This window comes from Streptomyces sp. S07_1.15, from assembly GCF_020739505.1.
Classification (GTDB): Bacteria; Actinomycetota; Actinomycetes; order Streptomycetales; family Streptomycetaceae; genus Streptomyces; species Streptomyces xinghaiensis.
Genome location: NZ_JAJBZK010000002.1, coordinates 67,367 through 81,206, shown reverse-complemented (window position 1 = coordinate 81,206; position 13,840 = coordinate 67,367). Strand labels below are relative to the sequence as shown.

General features: G+C 69.3%; 10 protein-coding genes and 1 CRISPR repeat array. Of the genes, 9 read left to right on the top strand and 1 reads right to left on the bottom strand.

The genetic code is table 11. The features are described 5' to 3' along the window. Window positions 1-123: 123 nt before the first annotated feature. The 8 genes from casA (at window position 124) to LIX60_RS30960 (ending at window position 10,198) form a co-directional block, all read left to right on the top strand. Window positions 124-1,695, top strand: a complete 1,572-nt coding sequence (casA, locus tag LIX60_RS30995; protein WP_227963063.1) for a type I-E CRISPR-associated protein Cse1/CasA — start codon at window positions 124-126, stop codon at window positions 1,693-1,695. A 76-nt stretch (window positions 1,696-1,771) separates the two neighbouring features. Next, the gene (gene casB / locus LIX60_RS30990; protein WP_227963062.1) at window positions 1,772-2,566 is read left to right on the top strand and encodes a type I-E CRISPR-associated protein Cse2/CasB; all 795 of its coding nucleotides are present in this window, start codon (window positions 1,772-1,774) and stop codon (window positions 2,564-2,566) included. Window positions 2,567-2,579: 13 nt separating this feature from the next. Beyond that, the gene (gene cas7e, locus LIX60_RS30985) at window positions 2,580-3,764 is read left to right on the top strand and encodes a type I-E CRISPR-associated protein Cas7/Cse4/CasC (protein WP_227963061.1); all 1,185 of its coding nucleotides are present in this window, start codon (window positions 2,580-2,582) and stop codon (window positions 3,762-3,764) included. Then, window positions 3,761-4,606, top strand: coding sequence for a type I-E CRISPR-associated protein Cas5/CasD (gene cas5e, locus LIX60_RS30980; protein WP_227963060.1), 846 nt, complete (start codon window positions 3,761-3,763; stop codon window positions 4,604-4,606). Before cas7e ends, cas5e begins: the two co-directional genes overlap by 4 nt. After that, a complete protein-coding gene (gene cas6e / locus LIX60_RS30975; RefSeq protein ID WP_227963059.1) occupies window positions 4,603-5,277 on the top strand; it encodes a type I-E CRISPR-associated protein Cas6/Cse3/CasE in 675 nt (224 codons plus the stop codon). Before cas5e ends, cas6e begins: the two co-directional genes overlap by 4 nt. A gap of 74 nt (window positions 5,278-5,351) precedes the next feature. After that, window positions 5,352-6,269, top strand: a complete 918-nt coding sequence (cas1e, locus tag LIX60_RS30970) for a type I-E CRISPR-associated endonuclease Cas1e (protein WP_227963124.1) — start codon at window positions 5,352-5,354, stop codon at window positions 6,267-6,269. Between the two features lie 25 nt (window positions 6,270-6,294). Further along, window positions 6,295-6,606, top strand: a complete 312-nt coding sequence (gene cas2e, locus LIX60_RS30965; protein ID WP_227963058.1) for a type I-E CRISPR-associated endoribonuclease Cas2e — start codon at window positions 6,295-6,297, stop codon at window positions 6,604-6,606. Between the two features lie 18 nt (window positions 6,607-6,624). After that, window positions 6,625-7,509: a CRISPR direct-repeat array (repeat unit 29 nt; unit sequence GTGCTCTCCGCGCGAGCGGAGGTGACCCG). A gap of 946 nt (window positions 7,510-8,455) precedes the next feature. Further along, window positions 8,456-10,198 carry a hypothetical protein gene (locus tag LIX60_RS30960; RefSeq protein ID WP_227963057.1) on the top strand — a complete coding sequence of 581 codons (1,743 nt, stop codon included), beginning with the start codon at window positions 8,456-8,458 and terminating at the stop codon, window positions 10,196-10,198. Window positions 10,199-10,273: 75 nt separating this feature from the next. Here LIX60_RS30960 and LIX60_RS30955 read toward each other — a convergent pair whose 3' ends face one another. Next, complete coding sequence (locus tag LIX60_RS30955; RefSeq protein WP_227963056.1) at window positions 10,274-10,933, bottom strand: hypothetical protein; 660 nt, start codon at window positions 10,931-10,933, stop codon at window positions 10,274-10,276. Between the two features lie 425 nt (window positions 10,934-11,358). Here LIX60_RS30955 and LIX60_RS30950 point away from each other — a divergent pair, with 425 nt between their 5' ends. Then, entirely contained in the window at window positions 11,359-13,671 is a 2,313-nt protein-coding gene (locus LIX60_RS30950) for a pentapeptide repeat-containing protein (RefSeq protein ID WP_227963055.1), read from the top strand. The last annotated feature ends 169 nt before the right edge of the window (window positions 13,672-13,840 follow it).

Below are 13,840 nucleotides of genomic sequence, written 5' to 3'. Positions count from 1 at the left end.
GTGGTCCACGCCCGCCTGCGCGGGCACGGGCAGATCTCGTCTCTTCGCCGTCGGCGACAGGCGGATCACCCCCGCTCTCGTGCGGGGACCCCACCACATTGTGTCCTGAATGGCAGGAGTCGCATGCCAACTGACGCCTACAGCCTGCTCGACGAGCCGTGGATCCCGGTTCGCTGGGTCCCCACCGCGCCTGATCCCGTGACGGGCCGGTTAACCGGTCGTATCGGCTTGCGGGATGTGCTGGTGCGCAGTGCCGATATCGCGGGCTTGGCGATCCCCGTACCGCCCGCGCACTCCGCCCTGCTGCGCATCCTCTACGCCCTGACCGCGCGGGTGACCGGGCTGGATGAGGCCGGCCCCGGGGACTGGGGGGATCGACGCCTGCAGGTCCTGGACGAAGGCCGCCTGCCGGTGGACGGGATCGAGAAGTACTTCGCCGAGTACCGCGACCGGTTCTTCCTGTATGGCGGCGAGGGCGGGCGGCCCTGGATGCAGGATCCCCGCCTGGCGGAGCAGTGCGACCCGGACAACACGGCAGGGGTCAACAAGCTGATCGTGACCCGGCCCTCAGGCAACAACCACGCCTGGTTTCGGCACGGCAGCGACAGCGCCCCTGACCTGCCCACCGCCTCGGAAGCCCTCCTGAACCTCCTGGTGTGGCACTACTACGGCCCCTCCGGCCGCTGTTCGGCCCGTGAGGTCAACGGGGTCAAGAGCGCCAGCGCGACCGCGGGTCCGCTGCGGACGGCCCTGTCCTACCACCCGGAGGGCGACACGCTGTTCCAGACGCTGCTGGCGGGTCTGGTCCCTCCGAAGACGACCGTGCGCCGCACGGAGGACCGGTGCCCCTGGGAGTGGGACGAACTGCCCGATCCCGAAGCCCCGCCTACCGACGTGCCCTCAGGCCCGTGTTCCCGGCTCACCGCCTGCTCCCAGCACGCCGTGCTGCTCGTGCCGGACGAGGAGAACAAGGGGCTGATCCGGGACGCCTACATCACCTGGGCGTACCGCACGGGCCGTATTCCGCGAGACGACAACTACCTGATCTGGCAGATCAGTCAGCAGGGCAACCGCTATCCGCGCCCGGCGAAGGCGGACCGTGCGCTGTGGCGCGACCTGGACGCCCTGCTCCTGCACGAGCCGGTTGGCGCCTCCCAGCCCCAGCAGCCCAAGGTCTTCGACGCCGCGTTCGAGGTGTCGGAGTTCCTGCGGGTGCGGGCGCTGGGCTTCGAGCAGGAGGGGCAGGCCAAGGACACCCAGTTCGTGGACGCTTCCACCCCGCCCGTCCTGGGCTACGTCGAGGAGCTCGCCCCGCGCACCGCACCCGCCGTGGCCCGGATGCGGCAACTCGGCGAGATGTACGGCCAGCGCCTGGACCGCGCGGTCAAGCGCGCCTGGGCCGCCTACACCGACGACGCGAAGGCCGACGCCGGCACCTGGGCAGCGGAGGCGGCCGCGCGCTACTGGCCGAAGGCCGAGGCCGAGTTCTGGTCCCGGTTCCGGAGCCTGGACCGCAGCGGGCGGGCCCTCGATGTCGGCTTCGACCCGGCCGCCACCCGGGCCGCGTTCCTGGGGCTCGCCCAGGAGGCGTACGACACCGTGACGGCCTCGGTCACCCGCACCCTGCGCGGCGCGAAGGCGGTATCCAACGCCCGCGTCGAGCTGTACGGCGGCCCGCGCAAGAAGCGGGCCTGAACCGCCCGCCCGAACCCCGGTTGTGCAACAGCCGCCCAACGGGCCATACCTGCCTGCCCAACAGAGAGGAAGCAGCATGTCCACCGGGACACCAACCGACGATCCGGCCACAACCCGACGCCGGCAGCGCCTGGCCTACACCGCCTGGATCGAGCAGATCTGCCGCAGCGACCCCGGAGCCCGTACGGCCCTGCGGAGCGGACTGCGCCGGGACATCGACGACGTCCCGCGCATGCACCGCCTGGTCACGCGCTGGCTCCCCCAGGACCGGGCCGTGTCCCACGCCGAGCAGCGGGCGTACTACGCGGTGGCCGCCATGATCGCCGACCAGCCCCGCAGCAGCCTCGGCGCCGCAGCACCGGCTTCCGACGACGACACCGCCCACGAGGAAACGGCCCCCGCCGGTCCCGACTCCGAGAACAGCCCGGGCGACGGCGACGGAGCAGCCTCGAAGAAGACGGCCGCCCGCTACGGCGACAGCCTCGGCACGGCCTTCGCGCTCGCCGTCACCACGGGCCCGGGCCGGGACCGCGAGATGCGGGAGTCCACGGCGGAGGCCCGCCTCAACCTCCTCACCCGGCAGAGCACCAACGGGCTCCACCGGCACCTGCCCGCCGCCGTCCGCTACCTCCGCGACATCGGAGTCCCCGTCGACTGGGCCCAACTGCTGGACGACCTGATCGCCTGGCCCGCCCACTCCGGCCGGATCTCCCGCCGCTGGCTGCAGGACTACTACCGGCTGCGCGCAGCCGACCTGCGCGCCAAAGCCGAGACCGGCGACCGGCAGGAGCTGGAAGAAAACGGCCTCCTGCACGTACCCGGCCCGCGGCCGCAGAGCCCGGCCGCCCTCTCCCCGACGACCACCGCCTGAAGGAGACAACACCATGACCGCACCCGCCCGTTTCATCGACATCCACGCCCTGCAGTCCATCCCGTTCGCCAATCTGAACCGGGACGACACCAACTCCGTCAAGACCGTCCAGTACGGCAACACCCTGCGCACCCGCGTCAGCAGCCAGTCCTGGAAGCGGGCCATGCGCACCTTCTTCCAGGAGCGGATCGGTGACGCGGCCCTGCGCACCCGCCGCATCGGCGAGCGCGTGACCCGCGAGCTGCGGGAGCAGCGCGGCTGGCCATCAGAACTCGCGCAGCGCGCCGGCGGTCACATCGCGGCCGGCAGCAGCATCAAGTTCGAGCTGGCCAAGAACCGGGAGGACCCCAAGCAGATCGTCCCCAACAAGGTCCTCACCAACGCGATGGTCTACGTCCCCCAGGCCGCGGTCACCGAACTCGCCGATTTCGCCGAGGAGAAGCGCGAGGCCCTGGAGAAGGCCAAGGACATCAAGAAGCCCTCCGACAAGAGCGTCCTGCCCAATGACCGCATCGAAGCGGTCCTGCGCTCCCGCAACGGCGTGATCAACCTCTTCGGGCGGATGCTCGCCGAGATCGACGACGCCGGTGTCGACGGCGCCGTCCAGGTCGCCCACGCCCTCACCACCCACGCAACCGACGTCGAGCTCGACTACTTCTCCGCCGTCGACGACATCACCGACGCCTGGGACGACGCCACGGGCAGCGGGCACATGGGCCACGCCGAGTTCAGCGCCGGCACCTTCTACCGCTACGCCACCGTGGACCTGCGCGACCTCACCGCGAACATCGGCGACGACCCGCAGGCGGCCCGCGAGCTGGTCTCCGCCTTCCTCGCCTCCTTCATCGAGTCCCTGCCGCAGGCCAAGAAGAACTCCACCGCCCCGCACACCATCCCCGGCCTCGTCCACGTCGCCGTGCGCTCCGACCGGCCCCTGTCCTACGCGGCGGCGTTCGAGGAGCCGGTCCGCGCCGCCGACATCGGCGGCTTCGCGGCCCGCTCCGTCACGGCGCTGGACACCTACGCCGAGGCGGCCAACAAGCTCCTCGGCACCGGCCGGATCCTCACCTCAGGATGGGCCGGCCTCGACCCCAAGGACCTGACCGGACTCGGCCGACGCCACGACTCCTTCGACGGCCTGATCAGCCACGCCCTGGACACCGCCCTCGGCGACGGCGGCGCCGAGGCCGCGGCATGAACGCCGTAACCACCGCCGCTCCCGGACTGCTGCTGCGCCTCGCCGGCCCCCTGCAGTCCTGGGGCGAGCACAGCCACTTCAACGAACGCGACACCGCCCGCTTCCCCACCCGGTCCGGCGTCATCGGTCTGCTCGCCGCCGCACAAGGCCGACGGCGCAACCAGCCCATCGACGACCTCGCCCGGCTGTCGCTGACCATCCGCGCCGACCGGCCCGGCGTGCTCCTGCGCGACCTGCACACCGTCGGCGGCGGCCTGCCCACCAAAGCCACCGTCACCACCGCCGAAGGCAAGAAGCGCCCCGGTGACACGGGAACGCTGCTCACCCACCGCACCTATCTCGCCGACGCGGCCTTCACCGTCGCCGTCACCGGGACCGATGACGCAGAGGGCCGGGACACGCTGGCGCGCTGTGCCGAAGCCCTGCGCCATCCCCACTGGCCCCCGTTCCTGGGCCGGCGGTCCTGTCCCCCGGAGGGCCCCGTCCTCCTGGGCGAGAGCGACAACGCCCTGCACTACCTGGTCCACCTCCCCCTGGCCGGCCCACCGCCCCGAGGAGAGCACGGCGTCGAGTTCCTCTCCGACCAGCCGCTGGACCGGCTCCCGGTGCCCGGCCACCTCGTCACAGCGGACGGCGGGGACGGACGCCACCCCTCCAGCGAGGTCAACGACGAACCGATCTCCTACCACCCGCGCCACCGCACCCACCGGGCCCGCCCCCTGTACCGGCGCACCGTCCACCTCCCCCACACCCAGTACGCCGCCCTGGGCGCCAGGCACCTGGCCCGGCTCCAGGACTACCTGACCAACCACCTGAACGACCCGGAAGGGAGGCACCGTTGACCGCCTGGCTCACCCGGATCATCCCGGACCAGCGCTCAGCCGACGCCCGCCGCGACACCGCCGGAACCGACGGGGCCATCCGTCTCCACCGCCGCCTCATGTCGCTCTTCCCCGATGACGCGGGCCCCGAGGCCCGGCGCCGTTTCGGTGTCCTCTTCCGCACCGAGGACACCCCCGCCGGAGTCCACATCCTGCTGCAGAGCACCGAGAAGCCCGACCTCACCCGCCTCCCCGACGGCTACGGGGACGTCCGCAGCCGCCCCCTCGATCCGCTGCTCGACGCCCTGCGGGCCGGGCTCACCGTCCGCTACCGGTGCGTCGCCAGCGCCGTCCGCAAGCCCGGGGCCACCACCAGAGCGCTGTACAACCTGCCCGCCGTGGTCCCGCTCAGCGGAGCCGCCGCCGACGAATGGTGGCTCCGCCAGGCCGACGCCACCGGGCTCAAACCCCTCCAGCTGCACTCGCAGCCCCTGGACACCGTCCACGGACGGCGGGGAAACAGCGGCCCGGCGGCCCAACAGCGCGTCCGCCACGCCCGCACCCGCTTCGACGGCACCGCGGCCATCACCGACCCCGACCTGCTCCGGGAGAAGATCGTCGAAGGAATCGGCCGCGGAAAACCCTACGGCTGCGGCCTGCTCAGCATCGCGCCCGCGAGGGACGCCACGTGACACCGGCCACCGCATCCAGGGCCCAGCGAACTCCGGCCGACGCCCGCCGGAAACTCGCCGCCCCCACCGTCGCCATGCTGCCGCGCATCGCGGACTCCCTGTCCTTCCTCTACCTGGACATCGTCCGCATCCACCAGGACGACACCGGTGTCTGCGCCGAAGTCACCAGCGAGCACCGCGGCACCGAAACCGTCTACCTGCCCACAGCCGCCCTCAGCTGCGTACTCCTCGGCCCCGGCACCTCCATCACCGCCCGGGCCCTGGCCACCTTCGCGCGCCACGGAACCACCGTCCTCGTGACCGGCTCCGGCGGCGTGCGCTGCTACGCCGCCACCCTGCCCGACTCCCTGACCACCACCTGGCTCGAACGCCAAACCCGCGCCTGGGCCGAGGACGACCGGCGCCTGGCCGTCGCCACAGCCATGTACGAGAAGCGCTTCGGCCCGGGCACCGTGCCCCCGGGCAGCACCCTCGCCCAACTCCGGGGATTCGAAGGCCAGCGCGTCAAGGCCCACTACCGGCTGCTCGCGCAGCAGTACAAGATCGGCCGCTTCCGCCGCGCCTACGACCCCGCCTCCTGGGACACCCAGGACCCGGTCAACCTGGCCCTGTCCTCCGCCAACACCTGCCTGTACGGCATCGTCCACGCGGCGATCCTCGCCCTGGGCTGCTCGCCGGCCCTCGGCTTCGTCCACAACGGCAACCAGCAGGCGTTCGTCTACGACATCGCCGACCTCTACAAGGCCGACCTCACCATCCCGCTGGCGTTCTCCCTCCACGCCTCCACCAACCCGGAGGCCGAGGCCCGCCGCTCCTTCCGCGACGGTCTGCGCCTGTTCAAGCTCCTCCCGCGCATCGTCGCCGACGTCCAGCAGCTCCTCGACCCCGACACCGAATACGAGGTCCCCGACCCGGAGGAGCAACTGGTCGACCTGTGGGACCCGGTAGCCGGAGCCATCCCCGGCGGGGTCAACCACGGAGTGGAGCCGTGACCGCGCCCACGAAGGGACACCGCCCATGTCCTCAATGATCGTCATCTCCGCCACGGCAATCCCCGACCACCTCCGCGGCGCCCTGAGCCGCTGGCTGCTGGAGGTGACACCAGAGCTGTACGTGGGCACGGTCTCGGCCCGGGTCCGCGACGAACTCTGGACATCGGTCGCCGCCTGCGCCGGAGACGGTATGGCCGTCCTCGCCCACCCCGACGACAACGAGCAGGGCTTCACCCTCCGCACGGCCGGCACCCGCCGCCGAGAGCCGATGGACTTCGACGGCTTGACCCTGATCGGCTTCCGCAGGGAGAGTCAAGAAATGGCAAATCGCTTCTGAAAGCGCAGGTCGGGAAGTGTGCTCTCCGCGCGAGCGGAGGTGACCCGGCCACCGGCGCGACGGTGACCGGTGACCACCTGTGCTCTCCGCGCGAGCGGAGGTGACCCTTAGTCGGGGATCGAGTTATCCGGGTCCTTGGGGTGCTCTCCGCGCGAGCGGAGGTGACCCGACGTCACCATGCAGGACCTGTTCAACCGGGTCGGTGCTCTCCGCGCGAGCGGAGGTGACCCGAGGGCCGCGGGGGTGGCCAGTCATGAGCCACCGTGCTCTCCGCGCGAGCGGAGGTGACCCGCAGCGCGCTCCACGAAACACCGGACGATCGCCGTGCTCTCCGCGCGAGCGGAGGTGACCCGGCTTTCGCGCTGGGGGGGCTCTGGATCCTCCTGTGCTCTCCGCGCGAGCGGAGGTGACCCGGATTTCAGCGTTCGTACGGAACGGAAGCGCGTGTGCTCTCCGCGCGAGCGGAGGTGACCCGTACGACGAGGCGGTCGAGAAGCACGGCAAGTCGTGCTCTCCGCGCGAGCGGAGGTGACCCGCAACTAAAATTCGGGGGACAGTCATCGGCAGAGTGCTCTCCGCGCGAGCGGAGGTGACCCGTCGTTCCAGTTCGATGTCGGTGAGGCCGCCGTGTGCTCTCCGCGCGAGCGGAGGTGACCCGCGCTCCGAGGGCGTCGCGGTGCACTATTTCCAGTGCTCTCCGCGCGAGCGGAGGTGACCCGGGTCCGGTCGGACTTGTCGTAGCCGGCCCGCACGTGCTCTCCGCGCGAGCGGAGGTGACCCGTAGTCCGAGGCGGAGATGGTGACGCCACCGGAGTGCTCTCCGCGCGGGCGGAGGTGACCCGCTCACGGCCGCCCACGGGGATGACGACGACTGGTGCTCTCCGTGCGAGCGGAGGTGACCCGGTGGAGCTGGCCCAGCTTGCGGGTCTGTTGGTGCAGTCGGAGGCGGCGCCGCAGCTGCTGGCCGGCCGACTCACCGACCGGCTGGAGGAAACTGGCGGCGAGGCTCTGGTCGAGCGACCGTTCCCGTGGCTGATCCGGCGGAGCCTGGTGCAGCGTCAGGCGTGCTCGGACCGCCGGTGTGATGACGGTGTGCAGCTGGACACCGGCGGTGCATGCGACACCTGCGGCAATGTGATCCACTTCCGTCGGACACGCCGTGCGAAGGCCGCTGCCGAGCTTGACCGAGATCGAGGACCGGGAGCGGCTCCGCTCGAGCGGAGAGCACTCCAGCGGGGCGCGCATCGAGCGAGTGCTGTGGCCGGAATGGCGGAGAGGACACATCCCCGCAGAACCTGGTCCGTCTCGCCGCCCTCATCCTCGCTTCCCACGCCCGCGGCCGCAAAGTCGAAGAACACGGCGAAGCAGGCCGCAGCCGTCGACCCGGACAGCCGCCGCCTCGTACAACTGTGCGACAGATCACTTCCGTTAGTTCCAGTTAAAGAAGAAACATCCCAGTTGGGCGTGTTGCCCGGTGGTGATCACGACGCGTAGGAAAGGGGGCGGCGCGACGCACATACCTGCAACGTCCTGCCCCTGGTTTGAGGGAGGGCAGGGCCAGAAGGGACATGTCTTGTTCGAAAGGTTAAGAAGCAGAAGGAAGCACGCTCTCTCGCGGTTAGCCGCCGGTACGGCGGCCCTCCTGCTGTTCAGTGCTGGCGGTGTGGCCGGTGCGGCTGAGACGGCTCCGGCCGCCCAGCCCGACCCCAACGCCGCCCCCTCGACCCGGCCGGCTGCGGGGCCGGAGAAGACCACGCGAGCGGCTGCCGCAGGGGCGCGGCCGGTGTCGGGGAAGAGCCCGACGGCTGCGCCTCTGTCGCGGAATGCTGCGCCTGGCGGGTTCCAGCGGGTGACGTCTCAGAAGGTCCAGCTCAAGAACAAGGTGACCGACGCGGACGGGGACAAGTCGACGCTGACGTTCGAGGTGTGGACCGCGGATGCGGCAGGCAAGCCGTTGAAGAAGGTGAGTATCGCCGACAACGAGTGGGGTGTCATCGTCTCCCCCTACGTGGCGTCGGGGACGACGGTCACGGTGGATGTGCCGGCGGGCAAGCTGGCGCTGAACACGAACTACGTCTTCCACACGTCGGCGTTCGACGGCTCCCTGTACGAAACGTCGTGGTCGCCGTGGGCGAAGTTCCGCATCGAACTGCCGGTTGATCTGACGCTGCCGACGCCCAACTACAGTGCGCCCGATCCGACGTCGCTGAACACGCCGCCGAACTACCACCAGACGAAGCCGCTGGGCTCGGCCGGTACGCCGCTGTCTGAGCGCTCGTCGGAGTCGGCGGTGGAGCAGTGCAGCGAGGCAGGTGCGGACGGCCGTCAGGTGTGCTTCGGCAGGTCGACGCCGGTGGCCGAGGGCAAAGCGCCCAGGAGCGGGGCGAAGACTGCGGGTGCGGCGACGGCCGGGGTGGAGTGGTGTAACACCGACTTCGAAAGCATTCTCGCTACCCGGTTCACCGAGTGCGATGTCAGGTCGGTGCCGATCTACATCCGCATGGACGGCGCGATCCAGGCCACTGCTCGCTTCATGTTCCTGCGGATGCTTCAGCTCGATGGACAGAACAGCTTCACCGAGCACCTGACAATCGAGCCCGCGCAGCAGATTCCCCCCGCGTTCCGTGAGATCAACTTCGTGGGTGTGGAGCACCTGTGCCAGGGGTCGTGTACGCCGCATGAGCCCGATGACAGCGCGTGGCAGGGCAAGACATGGTGGGTGCCGGGCGAGATGCATTCCGCATCACTGACCACCTCATACACCTGGGACGCCTCGGTTGCCGGGAAGACGTACCTGTACAAGCCGGATGTGAAGATCGACGCGAACATTCTGCCTGCGGACGGGAGGGTCCGCCCGTTCATGACCGGCTACCAGTGGTCCTTGGACTACGACGGCGGCACAGAGGATCTCGACCAGATCCGATGCGACACCACCAACGCTGGGCCGGGCACGGGCTGTGTGTTCGTCAACCACGCGCCCACCTACATCTTCAACGCCAAGGCCTTTCCGCAGGCCGCGGCGCACGCGTGGCTGATCCAGAAGGCCACCCCCAAGCACCCGGGTTCGATGGCCGATCAAAAGCCCCTGTACTACATGGGCGACAGTGCGCAGAACTCCCGTAGCCGCAACCGGATCTGCCCCACCGGGTGGGCCGCGGCGAACGGGGACACCTCCGCCCTGGTGGACGCGGCCGACGCGCTGAACTGTGACGAGTTCGCGTTCGCCTCCTCCTACAACAGCGGCGGCATGTCGTCCGCTGAGGGCGGCCTGAACCCCGCCCTGCTCCCGGGCGGGACCACGCCGACGGGTGCGGCGTGTATTGGCACCTACGCCAAGAAGCACGGCAGCATGGTCCACCTGTTCTCCCTGAACGGCACCGACCCCACGTTCAGCGAGGTGTGCGGCCGGTCGGCCGTCTCCGGCATGCACAACCAGGAATCCATGGGCAACCACTTCGCGACGTTCATGCAGGACATGCGGATCATGGACAAGGATGCGTACTGGCTGGACACGCGGATGGATGACGGCGGCACCTGCACGTACGGCATCGGCACCGGTCAGCCGGTGATCTGCAAACTGGCCGCGGAGTAACACCCCTGGCCTCAACGGCATTGGCCCCCACCCTGCGATCAGGGTGGGGGCCGGTCTCATGTGTGCGGCAGACGCTCATGCCGGGGCGATGAGGACGCCGGGAAGGCCACCGGCCTTCACCGCGTCCTGGTCGATGGTCACACCCGTGTAGGCGCCCACGGCGGTGAACACCAGCTCGGGCAGGCGCTCGCCATGCTCCTCGAAGTACGCGACGACTTCGGCCTCACTGGCCTCAGGCATCGACGGGAACACCGCGCCCGCAGCGCTGAGGGCGGCATCCAGCGCCGAGCCCTGCCCGGTGTCGGTGCCGAAGTCAGCTCGGTACGCGCAGGCATCGGGCGCATGGATGATCAGGGCCGGGGGGCTGAAACGGTTGGCGGTCAGGCAGAGGATCTCCTCGCCCTCGCAGGGAAGCATCGACTCGACCTTGCCTTGGTAGCCAGTCGCCCAGGTTGCCATGCCCCAGTCCTCCAGCACGTACGTCCACTCACCGCACGTCCCGTACATGGCACGGTTGAGGTGGGGGGAGGGCTGGTCCGACTGCCCGGCCGGTGCGCGCAGCTCCCTGCACGGGGTGCGCGCGGCTAGCTCGTCGAGGTCGGCACCCAGGTTGATGAGGAACTCGTCCGTCTCCACGCCTCGGGCCAGGGTCAGCGAGATGCCGCCGAGCATACCGGGCACGGCCGATAAAGGGGTGTGGTGGTGTGCGCCTATCCACGCGATGCCGTCACTCATGCCGGTCAGAGTATCGGCCGGTACAGGAGGCGGATCCGGCAGCGGCGGCGTCCGCCCTCAGTTTTCCCCAAGGTCGTTACCGCGCCCGACCGTGGCCCTGGTCGTGGAGGCCGACCGGACGGTGCGGAGGACGTTGACGCCTCTTTGCTCTGTGCTGGCCGCCGGGCAGCGGACCCGTAGGCCATTCAGTGCCGCAGCAAGGACTTCAGGGTGGATTCGGAGGCTGGGTCGGCAACTATCCGGCCCTGCTCGATCGTCCTTCCGGTATGCCACAGCCAAGTCTCGCACCGGTCCCGGCTCCGCCTTTGTGGCCGCACTGCGGCCATGGCGCCACCCCGGAGGACCCGGTCGGCTGCCGCGGGGTCCACGTCCCCGGTCACACGGCATGCCTCGCCCACCTGAGTGACGCGGACCGCGACGTTTACATGACCGCCCTGACTCCCGGTGCCGACCTCGACCACCGCGGCACACCCTTCACCTCACACCGTCTCGAAGCCCTTCTCCGTGCCCTCCGCGACCCCAGCACCCGACAACCCCGCCTCGGCAGAGCCCTGTTCGAGTCGGCGACCTTCCACGGTCACGTCGGATTCGAGTGGACGGCCTTCGAGGGCGACGCCACGTTTGGTTCCGCGGTCTTCGAGGGTGACGCCGGTTTCGGGACGGCGACGTTCCAGCGCGGCGCCAATTTCGAGTCGGCGATCTTCCAGCGCAACGCCTTGTTCAATTTTGTGAGCTTCAGGGGTAGCGCTCTTTTCGGGTCGGCAACCTTTCAGGGCTACGTCGGGTACAGATCGGCTACTTTCCACGGCAGAGCCCAGTTCAAGTCGGTGACCTTCCACGGTGACGCCCAGTTCGAGTTGGCGATCTTCCAACGCGGCCCCGGTTTCGAGTCGGCGACCTTTAGGGGCGAGGCAGGCTTCGGATTAACAACCTTCCAGGACTACGCCGGGTTCGGGTCGGCTGCCTTCCACGGTGACGCCAAGTTCGGATCAACAGCCTTCCAGGGCAACGCCGAGTTCGGGTCGGCTACCTTCCACGGTGACGCAGATTTCAGGTCGGCGACCTTCCCGTACAGTATGGGTTTCGAGTCGGCTACCTTTAAGGGCGAGGCGGGCTTCGGGTCAACAACCTTCGAACGGTCGGCCAAGTTCGGGTCGGCCGCCTTCCACGGTGACGCCGAGTTCGGATCAACAATCTTTCGGGGCTACGCCGAGCTCGGGTCGACCGCCTTCCATGGTGACGCCGAGTTCGGGTCGGCGGCCTTCCAGAGCGGCGTCGGTTTCGAGTCGGCGACCTTTAGGGGCGAGGCGGGCTTCGGGTCAACATTCTTCGAATGGCCGGCCAAGTTCGGGTCGGCCGCCTTCCACGGTGACGCCGAGTTCGGGTCGGCGGCCTTCCAACGCGGCGTCAGTTTCGAGTCAGTGACCTTTAGGGGCGAGGCAGGCTTCGGATTAACAACCTTCCAGGACTCCGTCAGGTTCGGCTCGGCGACCTTCCAGAGCGGCGCCCAGTTCGGCTCGGCGGCCTTCCACGGCGAAGCCCAGTTCGGCTCGGCGACCTTCCAGAGCGGCGCCGATTTCGAGTCATCGACCTTCAACCATGACGTCGGGTTCGAACACGCGGTCTTTGAGCGGGCGGCCAGTCTCGGTCCGTTGGTGTGTGCCGGGCGAGTGAAGTTGTCCGGTGCGGTGTTCAGCAGCCCGATCACCCTATCTTTCGTCGCACCACGGGTTGAATGTCGGCGGACTCGCTGGTCGTCGATAGCCGAGTTGCGGCTGCGCTACGCCACGGTGGACTTCGCCCACGCGGTCTTCGAATACCCCCTTACGATCGCCGCGGAGGCTGCCCCTTTCATTCTGGCCAGCGGACATCCAGTGGGCGAACAGGTTTTTGCCGATACGCCCGATGCCACAGTGCGGATGGCCTCGCTACGGGGGGTGGACGGCGCCCATCTCGTCCTCGCTGACATCGACCTGTCGAGTTGCTTGTTCACCGGAACCGTGCATCTGGACCAGGTGCGGCTGGAGGGTGCTTGCTCCTACGACGGGGTTCCGCCCCGCACACACTGGCAGCGTTGGCACCCTGTTCGCTTCACCCAGCGCTGCAGCCTTGCCGAGGAGCATCACTGGCGTGCGAGTCAGCCGACGGCGGTCCGGGGCTGGAACGTGGCGGTGCTCGGTGCCGGATCCGTGGGGCCGGCGCAGCTGGCGCCGGTGTACCGGGCGCTGCGCAAGGCGTTCGAGGACGGCAAGAACGAGCCGGGAGCGGCGGATTTCTACTACGGCGAGATGGAGATGCGCCGCCACGACCGCACCGGCACCACCCGTGCCGAACGTGGACTGCTGCATGGTTACTGGCTGCTGTCCGGCTACGGCCTGCGCGCCTCCCGCGCCCTGGGCTGGCTCGCCGCCGCCATGCTCGTCACCATCGTGCTGCTGATGGGCTTCGGACTCCCGGAGGACTCCCCGAAGCAGGAGGCGACCGGCACCGTGCCGTCCGGCGGGGGCAAGGTCACCTTCGAGATCGACAAGGCTGACCCGCGGAACCCTTCCGGGAGCCGGTTGACAGGCGAGCGCTTTGAGCAGGCCCTGAATGTCACGCTCAACTCCGTGGTGTTCCGCTCCAGCGGACAGGATCTGACCACGGCTGGCACCTACATTGAGATGATCTCCCGGGTCACCGAGCCCGTCCTCCTGGGTCTGGCGGTGCTGGCTGTCCGTAACCGTGTCAAACGCTGATCCCGTGCTTCCGCGGAGCAGCGATCGGCAAGAAGCCGAAGCTCGCGGGCCTTGATGTGCCCTGCCTCGGCCGTCGTGCGGCTTTGTACTCGGCCACGAGCGCGACACGGGCTCAGGCTGGGGCGTGCGCAGGACGCAGGGCAGGCTGTGGCCACTTGTATGTGCGCAC

Bases quoted from the DNA above. Each gene is read 5' to 3' on its own strand.
- cas1e (WP_227963124.1), top strand. From the start codon at position 5,352: ATGCTGCCGCGCATCGCGGACTCCCTGTCCTTCCTCTACCTGGACATC.
- cas2e (WP_227963058.1), top strand. From the start codon at position 6,295: ATGTCCTCAATGATCGTCATCTCCGCCACGGCAATCCCCGACCACCTC.
- LIX60_RS30950 (WP_227963055.1), top strand. From the start codon at position 11,359: ATGACCGCCCTGACTCCCGGTGCCGACCTCGACCACCGCGGCACACCC.
- LIX60_RS30955 (WP_227963056.1), bottom strand. From the start codon at position 10,933: ATGAGTGACGGCATCGCGTGGATAGGCGCACACCACCACACCCCTTTA.
- casA (WP_227963063.1), top strand. From the start codon at position 124: ATGCCAACTGACGCCTACAGCCTGCTCGACGAGCCGTGGATCCCGGTT.
- casB (WP_227963062.1), top strand. From the start codon at position 1,772: ATGTCCACCGGGACACCAACCGACGATCCGGCCACAACCCGACGCCGG.
- cas7e (WP_227963061.1), top strand. From the start codon at position 2,580: ATGACCGCACCCGCCCGTTTCATCGACATCCACGCCCTGCAGTCCATC.
- cas5e (WP_227963060.1), top strand. From the start codon at position 3,761: ATGAACGCCGTAACCACCGCCGCTCCCGGACTGCTGCTGCGCCTCGCC.